This is a genomic window from Paracoccus sp. SM22M-07 (assembly GCF_001887735.1).
In the GTDB taxonomy this organism is placed as follows: domain Bacteria; phylum Pseudomonadota; class Alphaproteobacteria; order Rhodobacterales; family Rhodobacteraceae; genus Paracoccus.
Window position 1 is genome coordinate 80306 of record NZ_JPKW01000010.1, and the last position, 19953, is coordinate 100258.

The 19953-nt window shown below is 63.6% G+C and carries 23 protein-coding genes; 3 read left to right on the forward strand and 20 right to left on the reverse strand.

All coding sequences use genetic code 11. From position 1 onward, the window contains the following. Positions 1–19: 19 nt before the first annotated feature. Positions 20–1606 (reverse strand): lysine--tRNA ligase, encoded by a 1587-nt coding sequence (locus IE00_RS14205; RefSeq protein WP_072297862.1) that lies wholly within the window; start codon positions 1604–1606, stop codon positions 20–22. A gap of 88 nt (positions 1607–1694) precedes the next feature. Here IE00_RS14205 and IE00_RS14210 point away from each other — a divergent pair, with 88 nt between their 5' ends. Then, positions 1695–2117, forward strand: coding sequence for a tellurite resistance TerB family protein (locus IE00_RS14210; RefSeq protein WP_072297950.1), 423 nt, complete (start codon positions 1695–1697; stop codon positions 2115–2117). Here IE00_RS14210 and dacB read toward each other — a convergent pair. The 3 genes from dacB to IE00_RS14225 form a co-directional block, all read right to left on the reverse strand. Next, positions 2102–3514, reverse strand: a complete 1413-nt coding sequence (gene dacB / locus IE00_RS14215; RefSeq protein WP_072297863.1) for a D-alanyl-D-alanine carboxypeptidase/D-alanyl-D-alanine-endopeptidase — start codon at positions 3512–3514, stop codon at positions 2102–2104. The two genes, IE00_RS14210 and dacB, sit on opposite strands and share 16 nt — an antisense overlap. After that, a complete protein-coding gene (locus tag IE00_RS14220) occupies positions 3511–4107 on the reverse strand; it encodes a nicotinate-nucleotide adenylyltransferase (RefSeq protein ID WP_072297864.1) in 597 nt (198 codons plus the stop codon). Before IE00_RS14220 ends, dacB begins: the two co-directional genes overlap by 4 nt. Before the next feature lie 88 nt (positions 4108–4195). Next, entirely contained in the window at positions 4196–5797 is a 1602-nt protein-coding gene (locus IE00_RS14225) for a bifunctional UDP-sugar hydrolase/5'-nucleotidase (protein ID WP_072297865.1), read from the reverse strand. 138 nt (positions 5798–5935) lie between these two features. Between IE00_RS14225 and IE00_RS14230 the strand changes: the two genes are divergently transcribed. After that, positions 5936–6259 carry a DUF952 domain-containing protein gene (locus IE00_RS14230; protein WP_072297866.1) on the forward strand — a complete coding sequence of 108 codons (324 nt, stop codon included), beginning with the start codon at positions 5936–5938 and terminating at the stop codon, positions 6257–6259. Then, positions 6256–7314 carry a quinone-dependent dihydroorotate dehydrogenase gene (locus tag IE00_RS14235; RefSeq protein ID WP_072297867.1) on the forward strand — a complete coding sequence of 353 codons (1059 nt, stop codon included), beginning with the start codon at positions 6256–6258 and terminating at the stop codon, positions 7312–7314. The genes IE00_RS14230 and IE00_RS14235 overlap by 4 nt, the downstream gene beginning before the upstream one ends. Here the strand turns inward: IE00_RS14235 and cysE are convergent, their stop codons facing one another. The 16 genes from cysE to IE00_RS14315 all read right to left on the reverse strand — a co-directional run bounded on the left by cysE (position 7315) and on the right by IE00_RS14315 (position 19951). Beyond that, positions 7315–8106, reverse strand: a complete 792-nt coding sequence (cysE, locus tag IE00_RS14240; protein WP_205949683.1) for a serine O-acetyltransferase — start codon at positions 8104–8106, stop codon at positions 7315–7317. Positions 8107–8220: 114 nt separating this feature from the next. Beyond that, positions 8221–8931: a DUF2793 domain-containing protein gene (locus tag IE00_RS14245; RefSeq protein WP_072297869.1), complete on the reverse strand. Its 711-nt coding sequence runs from the start codon at positions 8929–8931 to the stop codon at positions 8221–8223. Continuing rightward, the gene (locus tag IE00_RS14250) at positions 8921–12799 is read right to left on the reverse strand and encodes a glycoside hydrolase/phage tail family protein (protein ID WP_072297870.1); all 3879 of its coding nucleotides are present in this window, start codon (positions 12797–12799) and stop codon (positions 8921–8923) included. Before IE00_RS14250 ends, IE00_RS14245 begins: the two co-directional genes overlap by 11 nt. Positions 12800–12823: 24 nt before the next feature. After that, complete coding sequence (locus IE00_RS14255) at positions 12824–13252, reverse strand: NlpC/P60 family protein (RefSeq protein ID WP_072297871.1); 429 nt, start codon at positions 13250–13252, stop codon at positions 12824–12826. Next, entirely contained in the window at positions 13245–14078 is an 834-nt protein-coding gene (locus IE00_RS14260; protein ID WP_072297872.1) for a DUF2163 domain-containing protein, read from the reverse strand. Before IE00_RS14260 ends, IE00_RS14255 begins: the two co-directional genes overlap by 8 nt. Continuing rightward, positions 14075–14707, reverse strand: a complete 633-nt coding sequence (locus IE00_RS14265) for a DUF2460 domain-containing protein (protein ID WP_072297873.1) — start codon at positions 14705–14707, stop codon at positions 14075–14077. The genes IE00_RS14260 and IE00_RS14265 overlap by 4 nt, the downstream gene beginning before the upstream one ends. A 14-nt stretch (positions 14708–14721) precedes the next feature. After that, positions 14722–15387 carry a phage tail tape measure protein gene (locus IE00_RS14270; RefSeq protein ID WP_072297951.1) on the reverse strand — a complete coding sequence of 222 codons (666 nt, stop codon included), beginning with the start codon at positions 15385–15387 and terminating at the stop codon, positions 14722–14724. Continuing rightward, the gene (locus tag IE00_RS14275; protein WP_331498074.1) at positions 15374–15619 is read right to left on the reverse strand and encodes a rcc01693 family protein; all 246 of its coding nucleotides are present in this window, start codon (positions 15617–15619) and stop codon (positions 15374–15376) included. The genes IE00_RS14270 and IE00_RS14275 overlap by 14 nt, the downstream gene beginning before the upstream one ends. After that, positions 15616–15930: a gene transfer agent family protein gene (locus IE00_RS14280; protein WP_072297874.1), complete on the reverse strand. Its 315-nt coding sequence runs from the start codon at positions 15928–15930 to the stop codon at positions 15616–15618. Before IE00_RS14280 ends, IE00_RS14275 begins: the two co-directional genes overlap by 4 nt. After that, positions 15930–16343, reverse strand: a complete 414-nt coding sequence (locus IE00_RS14285) for a phage major tail protein, TP901-1 family (protein WP_072297875.1) — start codon at positions 16341–16343, stop codon at positions 15930–15932. Before IE00_RS14285 ends, IE00_RS14280 begins: the two co-directional genes overlap by 1 nt. 12 nt (positions 16344–16355) lie before the next feature. Continuing rightward, positions 16356–16772 carry a DUF3168 domain-containing protein gene (locus tag IE00_RS14290; protein WP_072297876.1) on the reverse strand — a complete coding sequence of 139 codons (417 nt, stop codon included), beginning with the start codon at positions 16770–16772 and terminating at the stop codon, positions 16356–16358. After that, complete coding sequence (locus IE00_RS14295) at positions 16769–17095, reverse strand: head-tail adaptor protein (RefSeq protein WP_072297877.1); 327 nt, start codon at positions 17093–17095, stop codon at positions 16769–16771. Before IE00_RS14295 ends, IE00_RS14290 begins: the two co-directional genes overlap by 4 nt. After that, positions 17095–17709 carry a hypothetical protein gene (locus IE00_RS14300; RefSeq protein ID WP_072297878.1) on the reverse strand — a complete coding sequence of 205 codons (615 nt, stop codon included), beginning with the start codon at positions 17707–17709 and terminating at the stop codon, positions 17095–17097. Before IE00_RS14300 ends, IE00_RS14295 begins: the two co-directional genes overlap by 1 nt. 199 nt (positions 17710–17908) lie before the next feature. Next, positions 17909–19072, reverse strand: coding sequence for a phage major capsid protein (locus IE00_RS14305; protein ID WP_072297879.1), 1164 nt, complete (start codon positions 19070–19072; stop codon positions 17909–17911). Between the two features lie 117 nt (positions 19073–19189). Then, positions 19190–19717 (reverse strand): HK97 family phage prohead protease, encoded by a 528-nt coding sequence (locus IE00_RS14310; RefSeq protein ID WP_072297880.1) that lies wholly within the window; start codon positions 19715–19717, stop codon positions 19190–19192. Between the two features lie 3 nt (positions 19718–19720). Next, a complete protein-coding gene (locus tag IE00_RS14315) occupies positions 19721–19951 on the reverse strand; it encodes a hypothetical protein (protein WP_072297881.1) in 231 nt (76 codons plus the stop codon). Between the last annotated feature and the right edge of the window lie 2 nt (positions 19952–19953).

Consider the following 19953-nt stretch of genomic DNA (forward strand, 5'->3'; position numbering starts at 1 on the left):
GGCCGAAGCCCCCTGTTCCCTATGCCTTTTTCGTCAGTTCGCCCGCAAGCGCCGCTTCGATCAGCTTGCGTGTCTCATCAATGCCGTAAAGCGCGATGAAGCCACCGAAGCGCGGCCCCTGATCGGCACCCAGCAGAACCTGGTACAGCGCCGAGAACCACGTGCGCAGCGGCTCGAACCCGTGTTCCTTGCCGATGGCAAAGACCATGGATTGCAGCGCTTCGGGGTCAGCGGGCTGGTTCCATGCGGCCAGACGACCGGCCAGATCTTCCATCGCGCGACGCTCGACCTCGGTCGGATCGCGGAAGGTTCGCGTGGGCGCCACGAAGTCGTTGAAATAACGCAGCGCAAAGCCCGCAGCTGCATCCAGTCCCGGATGGGTTTCGGGCGTCGCCTCCGGCGCATAGCGCTGGATGAAGCCCCACAGCCCTTCCTTGCCGGTCTGACCCGCGACCGATGCCAGGTTCAGCAGCATCTGGAACGGCACCACCATGTCCGAGGCAGGCACATCGCCGCCGTGGATGTGCCACACGGGGTTGGCCAGCTGCTGTTCCGGCGTCTGGTCGGGATAGGCGCGCAGCTGCTGATGATATTCGTCGACTGCCTTCGGGATGACGTCGAAATACATCCGCTTGGCCGTCTTCGGCTTCAGATACATGAAATAGGAGAGGCTCTCGGTCGAGGCATAGGTCAGCCATTCGTCGATCGACAGGCCGTTGCCCTTGGACTTGCTGATCTTCTGACCGTCCTGGTCCAGGAACAGCTCATAGGTGAAATGCTCGGGTTTGCGTCCGCCAAGGATTTCACAGATGCGGTCATAGATCGGGGTGTTGGTGCTGTGATCCTTGCCGTACATCTCGAAATCGACATCCAGCGCGGCCCAACGGGCGCCGAAATCGGGCTTCCATTGCAGCTTGACCTGGCCGCCGGTCACGGGCAGCGTCATCTCTTCGCCGTCTTCGTCGTCGAAGGTGATGGTGCCGGCCTTGGCATCGACATGCTTGATCGGCACATAGAGGACACGCCCCGTCTTGGGGCTGATCGGCAGAAAGCAGCTATAGCTCTGCTGACGCTCCTCGCGCAGGCTCGCCAGCATGACCTCCATGATCTCGTCGTATTTCTCGGCGGCCCGCAGCAGCGTTTCGTCGAACTTCCCGGATTTGTAATAGTCGGTCGCACTGACGAATTCGTATTCGAACCCGAACGTATCCAGGAAACGACGCAGCATCGCGTTGTTGTGGTCGCCGAAACTGTCGAACTTGCCGAACGGATCGGGCACCGAGGTCAGCGGCATCTGCAGGCTTTCACGCAGCTTGTCCTGATCGGGCACGTTTTCGGGAACCTTGCGCATCCCGTCCATGTCGTCCGAAAAGCAGATCAGTCGCGTCGGAATATCGCTGATCAGTTCGAAGGCGCGGCGGATCATCGTGGTGCGCGCGACTTCGCCGAAGGTTCCGATATGGGGAAGACCCGATGGTCCATATCCCGTCTCGAAAAGAACATAGCCCTTTTCAGGGGCCTTCTTTTCGTAACGTTTCAGCACCCGGCGCGCCTCTTCGAACGGCCAGGCCTTCGATTGCATTGCGGCTTCGCGCAAGGTGGTCATGGTGTCTTCTCCTGCTAGGGGTCCGGAACGCTTATTGAAAGCGCGCGCCATCGTCAATAATCTGCGCCCGACCCAACCGGAGATCACCATGACCATCGACCTGCCTTCCCTGTCGCCCTGTGACGCGCTTGTCGCGGTGATGGTGGCCGTCTCGGCATCGGACAGCACGATCCGCACGTCCGAGCTGGTGGCGATCCAGCGCATGGTGGACCACGCGCCCGTCTTCGCCTCCTATGACGATGACCGCATCCGCGCCGTCAGCCAGACCGTGATGACCTTGTTTGACGAGGAAGACGGCCTTGACGCCCTGTTCGGCCTGATCCGCGACGCCCTGCCGGAAAAGCTGTACGAGACCGCCTATGCATTGGCCTGCGACGTGGGTGCCGCAGACGGGCGCCTTTACGACGGCGAAATCGTCATGCTGGCCGAGATCCGCGACCAGCTGAACATCTCTCGTCTGCACGCCGCCGCGATCGAGCTGTCGGCGCGGGTTCGTCACATCACGCTTTGATCCCGAAGGCGGTTGGCGAAAGCGCCGATCATGTCCCGCTGAAGGGTCTTGGCCGCGTGCGTCCACGTGCTGACCCCGGCGGGCAGCTCCAGTCCCGTGCTGGCATTCCGGCGCGGCGGATCGGTGCAGAAGATCGCGAAACTGCCCTCTCGGCCATGGGGGGTGGTCACATAGCCCGCCAGGTTGGACACGAAATTCAACGTCCCGGTCTTGGCGGCGACTTTGTGAGGGATGCTCGCGTCGTGGCCCAGATCCGCGTCAAGCGGTTCCGCTTTCAGCAATGGGCGCAGGTTCAGATCCCGCCCCGGACCGTTCAGAACGCGCACCATCCCGAAGGCCGAGATCAGGCTGTCGGCAGACAAGCCCGAATGATCGGCCAGCCGCATCCCCCGGCCGATATCCCCCAACCATCCACGCATTCCTTGCGCCGAGCCTTCCAGATCCTGTGCGCCACTGGCATGCAGCCCAAGCGTCTCGGCGGTCAGATTGGTGGAATATTTCAGCATGTCGCGGATGATGGTTTCAAGGGGCGGGCTGTCGTGGAACGCGACGGTCATGCCCTTGGGCAAATCATCGATGACTTCGGGGGAAGGCAGCACCACGCCCTGCGCGCGGCACAGCGTCTGGAAAACGTCCCCCGCATAGAGTTCCGGCAGGCGCACAGGCAACCAGCGGCTGCCGTTCCGCCCCATCGCGGCGCGTGACACGGTCCAGTATTCGCGATCCTCATCGGCGCGATAGGTGAACAGGCTGGACTGCGACGCCGGGGTCGCCGTCACGGTATAGGCACGGGGGGAATGACGGGCAGCACGCGCCTCCAGCGAAAGCTGGTAGTCGACCCCGACCCGGCGCCACCCTAGGTGGACGCGGTTGAAGTTCAGCATCACTCCCGAGATCGCAGGATTGTAGGACAGGTAATCCGCCTGCTGCTGGGTGATCTGACGCATCCGAGGCAGCGCACCGCCCCAGACGGCGAAACGCGTCGGGCGCGTTTGCCCGGACGCGCCAAGTTGCGCCGCGAGCGTGGCCAGATCATCGGTGGTCAGGACCGGATCGCCGCCACCGGCAAGGATCAGCATGTCGCCGGACCTGATGATCCGCGTGCGAAAACGATGGGACGTGCCAAGGCGGTCCAACGCGAAAAGCGCGGTAAGGACCTTGATCGTGCTGGCGGGGGCGATCGGCAAGGCGGCATGCCCAAGGGACATGGCATTCCCCCGCGCGTCGCTCAGGGCGAAACCCACTTGCCCCGGCAGGCCGGAGCCTGCGATCAGATCGCGCGGATCCGGCGCGGGGCGCACTGGTGGACGTTGTTCCAGGCCTTGGGCGAAAGCACCCCCCGGGATCAGCCCGGCAGCCAGTCCCGAAACAAGAAACCCGCGACGAGAGAGGCTCATGCTGCACCCTTTTGGCGGAGCGCGGTCGAGGACAAGCCCGACATCGGCAGGTTCAGAAAGGCCCAGGCTGGCGCAGACGCCTGTGTGATCAGGGCGGCACGGTATTCAGGGAACTGAAAGGGACGCAGCACCTGCGCCGCAACGGACCGTCGCGCCGCAAGACGGCTGCCCGGCCGGGCCATGACGGCCATGGGCACGGTCTCTGCGATCTGGCGCCAGCGATCCCAATGATGAAACTGCACCAGGTTGTCCGACCCCATCAGCCAGACAAAGCGCGTTCCGGGATAAAGCGCCACGACCGCCTGCAGGGTATCGGCGGTCTTGCGCAGGCCAAGGCGGGATTCGATATCGGTCACGAGGATGCGGGGATCGCGGATCAACCCTTTGGCCCTCTGCATGCGCGTTTCAAGCGGGGCGGGACCATGGGCCTTCAGCGGGTTTCCGGGGCTTGCCAGCCACCAAACCCGATCCAGTCGAAGACGCCGCAGGGCAACCTTGCTGATCAGGACATGCCCGTCATGGGCCGGATCGAATGACCCGCCCAGAAGGCCGATCGTCTGGCCGGGAAATGCAAGAGGGAAACCGGTTTTCATCAGGCCCGCTTAGCCGATAGATACGGCCAAGCCAACGCCCAGATTGGGGGACGGATGCCGCACCAAGCGGCCGGCATCCGCCTATGCGTCACTTCACGACGATGCGGCCGTCGGTATAGGGCTCATAGCCGCCCTGCTGCGCACCAAGGTAATCGGCCACAACCTCAGCCAGGTCGGGCCCGAAATCATAGGCATTCTGACCGTTTTGCGCGAAGGTGGCATAGCCGTCACCACCGCCCCGCATGTAATTGTTCGTCGTCACGCCATAGGTCGCGGCAGGGTCGATGGGGCCCCATTCGCCATCGGCCTGCACCATGACATCGCTGATGCGTTCGCCCGCATCGGCCGCGGGATCGACGGTGTATTTCAGCCCCGCAACCTGTGCAAAGCGGCCAGCCATCTCCTCATACTGGCTGGCACCGTTCTCCAACGCCTCGACGATATCGGCGCCCGTCAGCTGGAAGGTCGCCAATGTGTTCTGGAAGGGCAACACGGTATAGACCTCGCCCATGGTCACATCTCCCTCATCAATGGACGCGCGAAGCCCGCCACCGTTCTGAATCGCGATCGTGATGCCCTGATCCTTGACCCGGTCCAGCATGGCGTCGGCAACAAGGTTGCCCATTTCGCATTCGCGGACGCGACAAACCTCGCGGTCTCCATTGATGGCAGCAGTGCTGGAGGCCACGACCTCGGCGCGCAATTCGGCGATGGGCTGGGCCATTTCCGCCACGCGCGCAGCGATCGCCTCGTCCTCCGGGACCGAGCTGTCCAGCAGGATAGGCGCACCTTCGGCCTTGGTCAGGGTGCCAGCGTCATCGAAGGTCAGCTTCAGATGCCCCAGGTATTTGCTGTATGCATAGGCCTGCACCACCGGCACCTGGACACCTTCGGCGCCATCGATCATCGTCGGATAGGCGCCGGCGGCACCTTCCATATCGCCCAGCAGGGTGTGGGAATGGCCGCCAACAATCGCATCAATCCCCGGAACGGCGGCGGCAATCTCCTTGTCGCGCAGATATCCGACATGGGTCAGCGCGATGATCTTGTCGACACCCTGGTCGTTCAAATCCTGCACGGCCGCCTTAAGCCCCTCGACCTCATCCTGAAAGATGACATCCGCGCCGGGCGACGATGTTTCGACCGTATCGGTTGCCAATGCCGAGATGATGCCGACCTTCTGGTCACCGACCTCAAGGATGGTGTGCTTACCGACCTGATCCGAAAGAATCTTGGACCGAGAAACATCCAGATTGCTGGAGATGACAGGGAATTCCACACCATTGGTCAGCAAGGCCAGTCCTTCGGGCCCATCGTCGAACTCATGGTTGCCCACGGCCATCGCATCGTAACCGATTGCCGTCATGAACTCGACGACGTCTTCGCCCTTGTAGGTCGAATAGAACAGCGAACCCTGATACTGGTCACCGGCATCCAGGACGATCACGTTGCCGCCCTGGGCCGCGATCTGATCACGCAACTCGCTGATCTTGCTTGCGATACGGGCCACGCCGCCAAAGCATTCGCCCGCTTCCAAGGTCTCAGCATCGCAGGTGCTGTCATATTCGTTGACCGGTTCGATCCGGCTGTGGACGTCATTGGTATGAAGGATGTCCAGCACCATCTCGGCATTGGCAGTTCCAGCGAACAGCGCAAGCGCCGATGCAGCGGCAAGAAGGCGACGTGTCATGCATGATTCCCTTTGTGGCCCGAAATGGCGGCCCCGCCAGATTGGCGCGGTGGATCATGCAGGTCAAACATTCCCATGCCATATGGCACGCCAAGATCAGATCTTGACCCGGTGCCCGTCTGAACGGCAAATACGCGCATGTTGATATACAAGGTTCTCCGCGCCCCTGAATGGGCCCAGATGCAACGCGACGGCCAAACGGCAGGCGCACCTGTCGATCTATCCGACGGTTATATTCATTTCTCCACGGCGGCGCAGCTGCCCGTGACGTTGTCAAAGCATTTTGCAGGGGAAAGCGAACTGGTTCTTCTGGCCTGCGATCTGCAGGCGATGAAGGATGATCTGCGATGGGAGCCTTCGCGGGGGGGTGATCTGTTCCCGCATCTCTATCGCGTCTTGCGCCAATCGGATGTCCTGTGGTCCCGCGACATCGATGGCCACGAGGCTGGGGATCTGGAATGAACCTCATCGAAAAGCTTGGTCTGACAGCTCTGCACCGTCTGGACCCCGAAAGGGCGCATGACCTGTCGATCCGCGCCCTTGCCGCGGGTGTGGCACCGTTGCACGGCAAGCCTGTCACCTCGGACCGACTGCGCATCAATCTGGCGGGCATGGATCTTGCGAACCCTGTCGGTCTGGCGGCGGGATATGACAAGAATGGACGGGCCATCAACGCTTTGATGAAGTCCGGCTTCGGCTTCATTGAAATCGGCGCAGCCACTCCGCGGCCCCAGCCCGGCAACCCCAAACCCCGCCTTTTCCGTCTGACGGATCAACAGGCCATCATCAACCGCTTCGGGTTCAACAACGAAGGCGCCGAGGTGATCGGCCAGCGCCTTGCCGCGCGTTCCACAGGCATTCCCGTTGGGCTCAATTTGGGTGCGAACAAGGATAGCGACGACCGAGCCGAGGATTTCGCCAAGGTCGTCTCGATCGCTGGTGCCAAAGCCGACTTCGTGACGGTAAACGTCTCGTCCCCGAACACGGAACGGCTTCGCGACCTTCAAGGTGCCGATGCTTTGGCGGCGCTTCTGGACCGCGTTCTGACAGCACGCGACGCCCTGAACTCTCAGCCGCCGGTCTTCGTCAAGATTGCGCCCGACCTGTCGGATGCGGAAATATCGCAGGTGGCCTCGGTCGCAAGAAATGCAGGCTTGGATGGCATTATCGCCACGAACACCACGCTTGGACGTGATGGAATCCACGGCCCCCATGCTGGCCAGGCGGGTGGCTTGTCGGGTCGCCCGCTCTTTGAAAAATCAACGCGCGTCCTGGCATTGCTGCACAAGGCGACAGACGGCCAGATCCCGCTCATCGGGGTCGGGGGCATCTCCAGCCTCGACGACCTGTGGGAAAAGCTGCGCGTGGGGGCGTCGGCGGTGCAGATCTATTCCGCGATGATTTACCAGGGATTGTCGATTGCACCGCGCCTGATTCAGGGTCTCGACGACCGGTTGGGTCAGCGGGCGATCACTTTGCCCGAACTTTGCGGCAGCGGCACGAAGGATTGGCTCTGATCAGCCGAACTCCTGAAGGCCCAATAACTGGTTCATGCTGTGCGAGGGTTCGGGACAGCCGGCATCGCCGATGACCCGCGCCGGCACACCGGCCACTGTCTTGCACGGAGGAACCTCGTGCAGGACAACCGACCCCGCCGCGATCCGCGAATGGTGGCCGATACGAATATTACCGAGCACCTTGGCTCCGGCACCGATCAGCACCCCGTCGCCGATCTTGGGATGGCGATCGCCATCCTCCTTGCCGGTTCCTCCAAGCGTAACGGAATGCAGCATCGACACATCGTTGCCCACGGTTGCCGTTTCGCCGATAACGATGGAATGGGCGTGGTCGATCATCACCCCAGTTCCGATCGTCGCGGCCGGATGAATATCCACACCGAAGCATTCCGAACAGCGCATCTGCACGAAATAGGCCATGTCGGCACGGCCATTGGTATAAAGCCAATGGGCCATTCGATAGGCCTGCAATGCTTGGAAGCCCTTGAAAAACAGCACAGGCTGCAGCAGGCGATGGGTTGCGGGGTCCCGGTCATAGACTGCCATCAGATCCGCGCGGGCCGCATCCCCCAGTTCAGGGGCCTCGGAATAAGCCTGATCGGCTATTTCACGAAGGATCTGCTCGCTCATTTCACCCGATGCCAGCTTCAGCGAAAACCGAAATGCAAGCGCGGCTTCCAGATTGGCATGGTGCAGCAGTCCGGCATGGATCAGCGACCCCAGCAAAGGTTCGTTCGCCACGGCTTCGCGCGCCTCATCGCGCAACTGCGCCCAGATGGCATCGCGGTCCATCGACACGGGAATTTTTTCTGCATGCAGCATATTCATATCGGGTCCGCCAGGTCGCTCGTCTTCACGTCATAAACCAGATTTGCGACAGGGAAAAGCCGGGCGGACCCAAGCTCGTCAGAGAGGCAGACGCAGCTCCCACCAATGCACGGCCAGCCTGATGCGCCCGCCGGCAAAGTTGCCGCCCTCGGCCGAGATCGTCAAAGGCTCGGGTTGGTAATATGTCATGGGGCTTCCCAGCATCCCCCTTGCCCAAGACCCTGCATCCTTGCCAAGGTTCTGGCCAAATCGATTGGCTGCGCCATTCGTCCCGATCCGCCAGCTGGTCAAGGTCCCCGTGATCGGCTCCACGACACGCGCGACGGCACCAATGACCATGGCACCCGCCGGGATGAACACATCGGTGATCATCGACGCCCCAGTTGTCACGTCAAACTCGGCCTCGGCCATGCCGGACACCAATCCAGACCCGAACGTGCCAAGGCTTTGCGCGCCCGCGACCCAATGGCTGCCATCGCAGATGGCCGTCACGCCCCGATCGGCGACGAAGGCCTGCATACCCCGCGCGGCAGGCACGAAGACCCATCCCCCGTTCGTCGCGACCGCCACCTGCCCCGCATGCCCCGCCCAGTCCCCCAATGGGCTCTGCGGCACGCCCCAGCACTGGCCGTCCACCGAGACCTCGGGCGGGATGGCGACCGACGTGCTTTGCAGAACCATGTTCACCAGACCGTCGAGCCGCATCAGCGCCTCGTTGACGGTCACGTGTTTCTGGGCCTGGGCCGGTTGCAGCAGCGGCATCTGAAGACGCGCGGTTTCATTGGACATCGAAATCTCTCCTTGCAAAAGGGCCGCGACCGAAGGTGCGCGACAACTGGCAGACCCGGACGGTGAGCCGTCCAGGCTTGATCTGGACCCATGCCAGATCCGGCAATGTCAGATGCGGGCTGGATGTCTGCGTCTCGAAGAAAAGACGCCCCTCCTGCTCAAGTTGCAGAAGATAGCTCTCGGTTTCCTCGCCCAGAGGGATGTCCGAACCATCCCATCCATCACTCTCAACCCGGCCACGCCTGATCCATGACAGGTGCCGCCCCTCCATCCGAAGATGGCATGGCGAATAGGGGCGCAGGCCGACACCCGGCGCGACCGTTGCAAGACTGCGATAGCTGGCATCATCCGGACTGCGAAGCGCCGGCCCGATCCGCCAGAAACGCTCTTGTCCACGCGTAGAAGGGGGCAGATCGACCTGTTTGGGCGAACCGTCCAAAAGAACCACCAGGCTTCCCGCGGGCCAGATATCGGGCATGATCGCGTCGGTACCCGCCTGCCCCCGGAGCCGCTTGCTGATCTGCCAGATATTGGGGGCAATCAGCTCTGCCTTGGCGAATTGCATGACCTCCCATCCGTCGATCGTGCCGTCACCGATCGCCAGCGCATTCGCCCCCGACAGCAGCGCGCGTTCGGTCACGGACCAAAGCGGATCGTTGGTCAACCGAAGCTGCAGCGGCGCCCCCCTGTCGATGACGCCCGGACGCGCCCGCGCCAAGGGTGTCAATGTCCGCCCGATCAGCGAACGGCGATCAAGCAGCAGGTTGGTATCGAACCCGCCTTCGTCATCGACCGAGGCATAGGCTGCGACCGTCCCGGGCCAAGGATAAGCCGCAACCGCCAGATGGGGTGCATGCGGGACCTCGTCTCCGCGCAACAGCGGCAGATCCAGAAAGATGGGATGCACCGGTGTCGGTGGCGAGTAGCGACCAATCCCCCCCTGCTCCTGATAGCGCAGACGCGGGGAGTAGATCCCAAGGTCGACCCGCACCGCATCGACAGTCATCGCCCCTGCCCGTTCAACGCGGTCGATGCGCCAGCGCAGGACCTCTTGGCCGGGTATGCTGGACAGGATCACGTCGCCCGGACCCAAATCCGCCATTGACGGCGGCAGGGCAAAGCGCGCGGTATCCCGCGCCACCTCGGCCTCGGCGATCCAGCGATCTGCTATGGCCTGACCTTCGGGTCGGGTCAGGGACATGGCGAATTCGCTATCGGAAACAGCTTGCCGGGCATCATCCGCCAAGGTGGATTCCGCAGTCGCCACCGAATAGTCTCCGCCAGCCGCAACGTGGCTCAGCCTGATCCGGCCCGTCATGGCGCTATCGGCCAGGCGCGTCGTCTCAAATCCCGAAATGTCATCCGCAATGGCAAGTTCATCGGCACCGACCCGTGCCTTCGCAAGTCCGTCGCGCGCGATGAATTTCAGTTTGCCATCCCGCTCGATCACATCGAAGCCATGGGCCAGCATCAGGGGCTGCAGCGCGGCGCGGGCGGATTCGCTGCCTTGCAGGACATAACCCCGGACCACGCCCGAAATCTCGCTGACGTCGACATCCTGAACACCAGCAAGGCGACACAGGTCGCGAACCACCGCCCGCAGGGTGACAGCGCCTGCACGACCATTCAGCCAGTGCCCCCGATCCCAGGCCGGGCCGTCGGACCACAGATCGTCCCGCCCCGGGAATGCCGGATAAGGTCGCGCATCCCAGCACCAGACATGCGCCCTGTTGGTATCCAGCATCGCCATGCCGTCGGAATTGCGCGGATTGTTGGCTGGATCATTCCAGAACCCCATCGATGCTTCGACATAGGCCGCCTGTATCGCATCGTCGCGCACCCCGTTCGAATAATGCGGCAGCATGCTCTCCGAGCTCATGGCATCTAGGAACTTGTTGGGCTGATTTGTCGCCTTGTTCAGCGCTGCGCAGCCCAGTTCGGTGAACCAGATCGGTTTGGACCCCGGCACCCATGCCGTGGCCTGCCGCTGTCGCACACCCTGCGGACGGTCATAGTGCAGGTTCTGCCACCATCCCGCCAGATCCTTGTAACGCCAAACCCAAGGCTCGTCATAAGTGCCATCGGTGATCGGCGTCCTGATCTGCGCATCACGGTCTGCATCGCTCGCATAGAACCAATCATAGCCCTCGCCACCCGCGACATTCGCCTTGAGATAGTCGATATTGTCGATCCGCCCCCAATGCGCATCCAGGTGATCGTCGCCATCGCGCCAATCCGACAACGGCATGTAATTGTCGATGCCGATGAAGTCGATATTCGGGTCGGCCCAAAGCGGGTCCAGATGAAAGAACAGCTCGCCATCGCCCGGATGATGTCCGAAATATTCGGACCAGTCCGACGCATAGCCAATCTTGACACCCGGGCCCAGGACTACCCGAACATCGGCCGCCAACCGACGCAGCGCCTCGACGGCTGGGTAGCTGTTCTGGGGTCCCCGGATGCGGGTCATGGCAACCATCTCGGACCCGATCAGGAAGGCGTCGGTAGTTCCGGCAACCGCGCACAGATGCGCATAATGCAGGATGAAACGGCGATAGGACCATTCCTCGGGGCCGACATAGATGACGCTGTCACCAAGGCGGTGAAAATCGTCGCTCTTTGCCTGGCCAAAGAATTGCGCCACTTCGTCGACAGCAGCCTGGGTCATGTCCGAAGTACCCGGCAGGCCCGGGGCAACGCTGGTGGTCACGCGGCCACGCCATGGCATGACCGGCTGTTCGCCATCGCCATAGGGATCCGGCAAGTTGTTGCCGGCAAGTTGCTCCATCAGAATGAAAGGATAAAAGATCGCCTTTCGTCCCGTCGCAGACAGCGCCCGCAGTCCTTCGATCACGGCCCGGTCGGCGGGCGTCCCGCCATAGATGGGGCGTCCTTCCTTGCGCGCGACCTCCTGCGCGGCCGCGCGACCAATGCCGCCTGCGTGCCACGGCATCTCGTCGCCATCGACTTCCCTGAACTCGACCTTTGGCTGGACCGTGCAATGTCCGATCCGCAGATCGCTGCCAAACCAGGATACGACCATGGACACCGAACCCACATTCGGAAGTTCACGACCCAAGACATCCAGTGAAGCCGAGAAATCGGTCCCCCCCATCGGCGTATTCACGTTGAAGCTGCGGCTCTCTCCCAGATCTTCGCCGGTTGAAACAGGCGTCGTCGCCAGCGAGTATTCCCCCGTCCCGGGAATCAGCGCGACAGCCCGCACGTCCCGGCACAGGCCCGATCCGTCACGCGCCGGACATGTCACCTCAAAGCTCAGCTGTGGCATGCGGTTGCCCCAGCGTTCCAGGGACAGGTTCTCCAGCACCACATAGGCGACGCCGCGATAGGCAGGTGCCTCATCGCCTTCATGGGCGGCGATGACCGGGTCGGGCATCTGGCCTTCGTCACCGCCATAGACACGCATGTTCAGATCGTCGGCGGCAATCTCTTCGCCATCGGCCCAGACCCGCCCGACGCTGAGGATGGGTCCCTCGCACAACGCCAATGCCAGCGATAGTCGATAGCTGATCTGCGTGACCTGCGGCTTGGGTGCGCCCTTGCCGCCACCGCCCTCCGAACGCGTGACCTCCTCCAACGGCGAGGCCCAGATGACATGACCGGGAAGACGCATCTGGCCCCAGACCCGCGGGATCGCAATGCCCTCTCCTGCGGTCTGTATGCGCAGACGGTCGATGCGCCCGGTCTCGACGGCCTTGGACCCTCCGCCCAACAAACGTTGATCGATGACGCGACCGGCCAAGGCACCGGCCGCGCGGCCCAGAACTGCACCCGACAGCCCAAGAACGGCACCGCCAAAACCCGCGCCAAGCGATGCACCGACCGCTGACAGGACAATCGTGGCCATAAGGGCCTCCTTTGATGGAAATGCTCAGGGAAAGCGGAAGCGCGCGGCGACCCTAGACTGCCAGGGCCGTGTCAGCGGGCTTTCGATCACCCCGTGATAAGTATAGGCGTGCAGAAAGCGCGCCTCGGCTCCTGCGACGGACAGGATGCCCAGATGCTTCGCGATGGCACCCTGACGCATGCGAAAAAGCAGGACCTGACCGATCCGCCAGTCATCCCGGGGTGCGACTGGCACCAGATGACGCATCGCCGCGTCGTGCAATACCTCGGTCTGTCCGCATTCGGCCCAATCTGCGGTGTAGGCTGGGGTCGCTTCGGGCTCGGTCCCATGAAGCTGACGCCACACACCCCGGATCAAGCCCAGGCAGTCCGCGCCGCATCCCTTGACGCTGGCCTGATGGACATAGGGCGTGCCCAGCCATTCGCGCGCCGCCGCGACGATCGCCTCATCCATGGCGCGCACCCGCCTGCGGCGCCATCAGCCAATCCTCGGGAGGCAGATGCGGAAATCCGCGAAAGTTCAGGAAATTGTTGAACTTCAGCCTGCAGGTCGCAGCGGCCTTGTTGCATCCCGCAATCAGCCTAAGCCCATCACCCGGCCCGGGAGGAACAGAAAGAGCCGACCACAATTCGATCGTCCGGCTGCCGTCCTCATGCGCGGTATCGTTTTTGACGATGCCGTGCAGTCCCTCGGCTGATCCGTCCAGGATCAACAGCCGGCCATGTTCGAACCAGTCTCCGGCAAAGCGCGGGAAATCCTTGAACGTGAAGATCCGCGCATCCTTGACCTCGGCCACCGTCAACTGCACAGCCATCACCTCGCTGTTCAGATCTACCTTGCAGGCACCGTCGCCAAGACGCGCCGCGCAGCGGGGGTGGAAGACCCGGCCCTGAGGAGCGTTCAACCGGTCGGCCAAGCCGCGCAGTTCGGCCCGGAATGCACCGTTGACGCGCGTCACTTCGCCCAGGGTCCCCTTGAAGACCAAGGTCCGTTGCGTCAGATCGGACCAGTCCACATTCCACATCTGCAATTGCGCGTCGTCCCAACGACCCGCCATCAGATCACGTTCGGTGATCGCATCATCGTCCAGCGCGCCCGAAACCTCGGTGTTGTCCACCCCAAGTCCGGTGGCCTGCGCGATGGCCTGCGCGGTCAACCCCATATCCGGGCGATAGGTTATGCCGCCAAAGGCCAATGGCGCGTCATGGTCCGTAAACCCAAGGGTCATGCCGTCGCTGCGTCGGACGGACCAGGCCCGCGCGATTGTCGTCGTGGTCATAGCCGCACCTCGATCACCGGAATGTCGGGGACCTGTCCCGCCTGGAACGACGCGACCGAAACCGCGATCCGGTCCGTATCGAACCGCACCGGCAGGTCAAATTCATACCCAGCCGTAATTTCCGCTCCGGTCTCGGGTGCCGCACCGAAGGTGATGATGCCAGAGGCATGATCAACCTCATAATTGGTCCCGATGAAGACCTCGACGCCACCGATGCCTGCACGGACCGTGTTCAGCACCGGCTTGGTGATCAGCCTTCGATAGACCGTGTCGCCCGATCGATACTCTTTCGTCAGCTGGAACCTGCGGGTCTGCCCATCACCCGTGGCAATGACCTGATCACTGAACACGGGCGCAACCGAGGGAAGGCAGCTTTTGTGATCCGTCCAATCCTTCCAGCGAAACCCGTGCAACTGACCTGCGCGCGCTTCAAAGAACGCGATGACGGCACTCAGATCGTCCAGGGACCGCAGGCCCATGCCCGCGTCGAAGCGACGGCGGGCATGGACCCAGGGCGTATTGCGCTGCTCGAAACCATTGGCCATGGACACGATCTCGGTCCGCCTTTCCGGGCCGCCGATGGCGCCGAAGGACAGGCCCGCAGGAAATCTCACCTCATGAAATGCCATGATGCTACCTCGTTTCAGCTGTTGCGGTCGCCGCGTGCAAGGACGCGCGACATCTGGGCGGCGATCTGCGACTGGCTCCGCTTGAAGCCCGCGACGTCGGGCGTCTGGATGTTGAACGTCACGTTGACTCCACCTCCTCTGCCCGCTGCGGCGACCCCCAGTTTGCCATCGGCGCCGCGCTGCAGGGGCATGATCGCCTCGGGACCAGCCTCGCCCATCAGGCCGGTGCCGCCCCGCATGGGAAACGCGGTGGGCGCGCTGGCTATCCCACCGACCGCCGTGGCTCGGCCTTGGGAAAAGGCTCCCCCCTTGGCAAAGGGCGTGATGGCCTGGCCAAAGCTGCCATTCCCCATGATCGACGCCACGCCACCAGCCAGCGAACCCGCCAGCGCGGTTTCGACCGGTTTCATCGCAATGGAATAGACGGTGTCTGCCAAAGACTGGCCCACCGTTTTCAGCGCGTCCGACAGCTTGCCACCGTCCAGCACCAATCCATCGATGGCCCGTCCCAGCCCGCGTTCAAGTCCCGAAGACAATGTCGTCACCTCGCGCGAGGTGAACAGCATCGACTGGCGCAGGCGGCCCAGTTCCTTTTCAAATTCGCTGGTCATCTGGGCGTTGCGGCCCAGATCCTCCTCCAGCAGGTCCAACGAAGACCCGACATCGTCATTCAGCGCCATCAGCCACCCCATCCGGTTGCGCCGACACGCCCGCCTTGCCGGGCGTGTCGGGAAATTTCATCAGCAGATCCGCCAGGCGATCGCGCGTCATGCGGGCAGGAGCGGGTTCGACGCCCAGCATCAGGGCCAACTCGGCCGGCGTCAGCTGCCAGAACTGGTCCGGCATCAGCCTCAGATCGCGCATTCCGGCGCGCATCAGCCCCGGCCAATCCAGCGTCGAACCGGCCATCATGTGACGTCCCGAAACGCTAGGGCGATCAATTGGGCGGCGGCGCGGGCTCCGGCCAGCGGTCCGCCCTCGATCTGCTGTTCCAGCAGATCCTCGGCACTGCCGCCCCATCCGCCGCCGCGCAGCCCTGCCACCAGCACCGCCACGATGTCACCACTTGAAAAGCGCCCTTCCTCAAGACGTCTGACCAGGTCGGCCAGGCTGCCCTCCGCCAGCCTGGCTTCAAGCTGGGCCAGCGCGCCAAGGGTCAGACGTGCGATGTGGGGCTGGCCATCCAGCACGATCTCCACCTCGCCTCGCATCGGATTGGCCATCACATCGCCTCGAACTGCAACACGCCCGCCGACGCCATCGAGATCTCATAGGTGGCCTCGCCGTCATGGGTTCCTGCATATTCCAGCGATGTGATCTGGAACGGGCCGGACACCTGGCCGAAATCCGGAATGATGATCTGGAACTGCGGCAGTTCGCCGTCGAAGAAGACCTGCCGCGCCCGACCGTCGCTGGCCTCGTCGCGAAACACGCCCGAACCGGAAACCGAGGCGCTGCGCACGCCCGCACCCCCCAGCAACTCGCGCCAGCCTCCCTCGCTCTCCATGCTGGTCACGTCGATGGTTTCGGCGTTGAAGGACAGGCGCGTGGCACGCAGGCCCGCCACAGTCTCGAACGATCCGTCACCCAACATGTCCATCTTGATCAGAAGATCGCGTCCATTCTGTACTGCCATGATCCTGTCTCCTCAGATCAGATCGATGCGCGCGCGAAAGGTCAGATCGACCCGCCGGGCGGCACCATTTTTCACTCGACGCGCCGAAGCGCGCAAAAACCACAAACCTGCAAGCCGCCCCCGCGACAGCTGCAGGGGAACATCCTCAAGCGCATCGGCCACGGCCACCGCCGCCGCCTTGACGGCACCAAAGCCCGCACCATCGCTGCCCGACATCACCGAGATGACGAAATCATGCCGCGATCCGCGCGCCGAGGTATCGCTGGCGTCGCGCGCATCCTCGGTCCCCAGCGACACATGGACGCCGCTCGGCGCCTCGACGGGCATTGCATCGAAGATCGCATCGCCGATCAGGTCGGCCAGGGCCGGGTGGCTGCGAAGCTGCTGATAGACCGCCGCCTGAAGGGCGACGCCCGCACCATAACTCATGTTGGATTCTCCTCTCGAGCGTGGCAGGTCAGGAAGGCGCCTTGCGGATCGCGCTCGGCGACTGCTTCGATCAGGAACAACCGTTCGCCTTGGCGAAACCGCTGCCCCGCCTTGGGCCGCCGAGGGTTGCCGACGGGGGCCGCCCGCACCGTGATGCGCCAGCGCACCGCGCTGATGGCGCCGTCCTCGCGGCCGGAACCGGCATCCATCTGCGCCCAAATCACCCCAAGCTGCCGCCACGTCGCAACATGCCCGCCAAGACCGTCCGCAACCCGGTCGGGCTGCTCAAGCGTCAGTTGCGTTCTCAGATCCGGCACCGCCATCAGCGCCACCCCTGATGGCCGCGCCCGGCCAATGTGCGCACCGCCCGCCATTTCTCGATCAGCGCGCTGACCCCGAACGGCAGTGCCTGGCGAAGGCCGTCCTGACTGCGGTCGTCATAATACCGCGCCGCCAGCAGGATCACCGCCTGTGCCAGATCGGCAGGCACCTGCGACCAGGCATCGCCAAAGCCCGCGATGAAGCTGACGGTGACGCTGCCCCGGCGCGGCACATGCGGCAGCACGACCCCCGTGGGCAGGATGACCGGCCTCTGCCCGTCCGGCACCAGCCGCCACCCTTCCGGAGACAGCGCGGTGATCGTGCCGTTCCCATCGTCGATCTCGATCTTGTCGACCGAATGCACCGGCGCCAAGGGCAGAGACTGGCCCAGCCTGTCGCGCCAATCGTCCAGCTGCATCCGAAAGCGCCGCTTCAGCAGCACCTTGCCCGTCCGCGCCTCGATCGTGGCGATCGCGGCGCGCAGAAATCCGGTCAGCGCCGCCGTCTCGGCGGCATCGTCCGGCCCGTCAAAGCCCGAGGCAAGCCTCAAATGCCCGCGCAGCGCCGCCACCGGCAGCGCCTCCGCCGCTGGCGCCGTTTCCTCTATCAGCATCATCTTGCGAACCTCCCGTCCTGCCGTCCGCACATATCCACCAGGACACATCCCCCAGGCCGGGGGATGATCCGTCTTGTCCAGGTTCACGAAAGAAAGGGGACGCGCCCGCACGCCAGCCATCAGCACGCGCGGACAGTTGCTTCACCGGTATGACCGGCGACGCGCGCGCCCCCTTCCCCTCACCTGTCCCGCAAGGGGATCAGGTGAACTGCAGCAGCTTGACGGCGCGGAAATCGGTCACGCCGCCGCCGACGCGCTTGGTGGCATAGAACAGGACATGCGGCTTGGCGCTGAAGGGGTCGCGCAGGACGCGCAGGTCGGGACGCTCCACGATGGTATAGGCAGCGTGGAAATCACCGAAGGCCACCGACTTCGAGTTGGCGGCGATGTCGGGCATGTCCTCGCTGATCAGCACCGGATAGCCCAGCAGCTGCGGCACCTGGCCGACGCTCAGCGCATCGCTCCACAGGAAGCGGCCATCGGCATCCTTCATCTTGCGGATGCGCGCGGCCGTCTTCGAATTCATCACGAAGGACGCATTCGCACGGTATTTCGCACCAAGCGCATAGATCAGGTCGATCAGGCAATCGGCCTGGTTGGTCAGCGCGAAATCGGCCGACTTTCCGGTCAGCACCGTCCCGATCTGGCCGTCCGTCGCGGCCGCATTCAGCGCCGTGGGATAGGCCAGAAAGCCGCGCGGCTTGTCGACGCCATCGCCGGCGACAAAGGCCGCGGCTTCCGAACGGGCAAACTTGTCGGCAATACGTTCCGCCAGCCAACCCTCGACATCGAACGCCGCGTCATCCAGCAGACGCTGGCTGGCCTTGGGCATGGCGGACAGCTCGTGGACCGGGATCGAGATCCGCTCGATCCCGCCCGCGGCGCCTTCGACCGCCGCCGCTTCCGTGGCCCAGCCCGCACCCATGTCGCCCTTGTCGACCAGCACCTCATAGGCCGCGCTCTCGATGGTCACGACATTGGCCAGACGACGCAGCGATGCACCGCCCTGCAGCACCTGCTGAACAGACGCGGCAACGGTCGGCGCCGCCAGGAACCCGCCATCGCTGGCGACGGTCAGGCCCTTCTCCTCGATGACCAGGCCGCGCAGGCCGTCATCGTCACCGCTGCGCAGATAGGCGTTGAACGCCTTCTGATGCGGCACTTCGACCTCGGCGGTTGCGGAAAGGGGGGCGCGGCCACGCAGTGCAGTCTTGCGATCGATCATGGTCATACGGTGTTCCTGTGCATTGAGTTTGGTCTGAATGTCTTCGCGAAAGCCCTTGAGTTCGTTGACGAACCCCATCATGGCCCCGCGCAGATCGGCAGGCATGTCGCCGCCGCCCGCGGCTTTCACCTCGGTCATGGTCTTCTCCTCGTCACGATGATCGGGGCGACCGCCCCTGTTGCTGGACCCACCCGCATCGGGGTCTTGGTCCGAACCTGAACGGGACGCGCGACATGGGCGCATCCCTGAAACCTGTCAGCCGCGCAGCGCCTGCGTCGCGGCCGTGAACAATGCTGCGACCTCGCGCAGATCGTCGGCGTCCTTGCGCCCCACCTTGGCCTCGGGCAGCATCGGGAAAGTCACCAGCGACACCTCCCACAGCTCGACCTCGGTCAGGATGCGCGCGCCCTTCTGGCTGCGCTCGGCGCGGATGGTGCGATAGCCGATCGACAGCCCGTCGATCGCCCCCGCCTGGATCAGCGCCGCCGCCTCGCGGGCCTGCGCCACCTCGGGCAGCAGCCGGCCCTTGACCCACAGGCCCGCGTCATCCTCGCGGATCTCGTCCCAGACACCGATGGGGCGGGTCGGATCGTGCTGCCACAGCATCCGCACCTTGTCCCCCTTGCCCGCCAGCCGCGCCAGGGACGCCGTGAAAGCCCCCTTCGCGACCGCGTCGCCGCCCTGGTCGGTCAGGCCGAACAGGCTGGCATAGCCTTCGATCACCTGTCCGTCGGACAGCACGGGCGCGCCGCCCGCGAATTTCACTTCCAGTCCCGGAACCATCCTTCAGCCTCCTCTTGGTGCATAATCCAGTATCCCCTGGACGGCCTGCGTCAGGATCACGGCAACGACGCCATAGACGGTCATCCACAGGCGCCGTTCCAGCCCTTCGATCATGGCCTCGATCCGCTCCAGCCGACGTTCGACCTGCCCGAATTGCAGCGCCATGATCCGTTCCTGCGCGTCGATCCGCTGGTCCTGCCACAGACCGTCCTTGACGAAACGCGAGCCCTCCATCC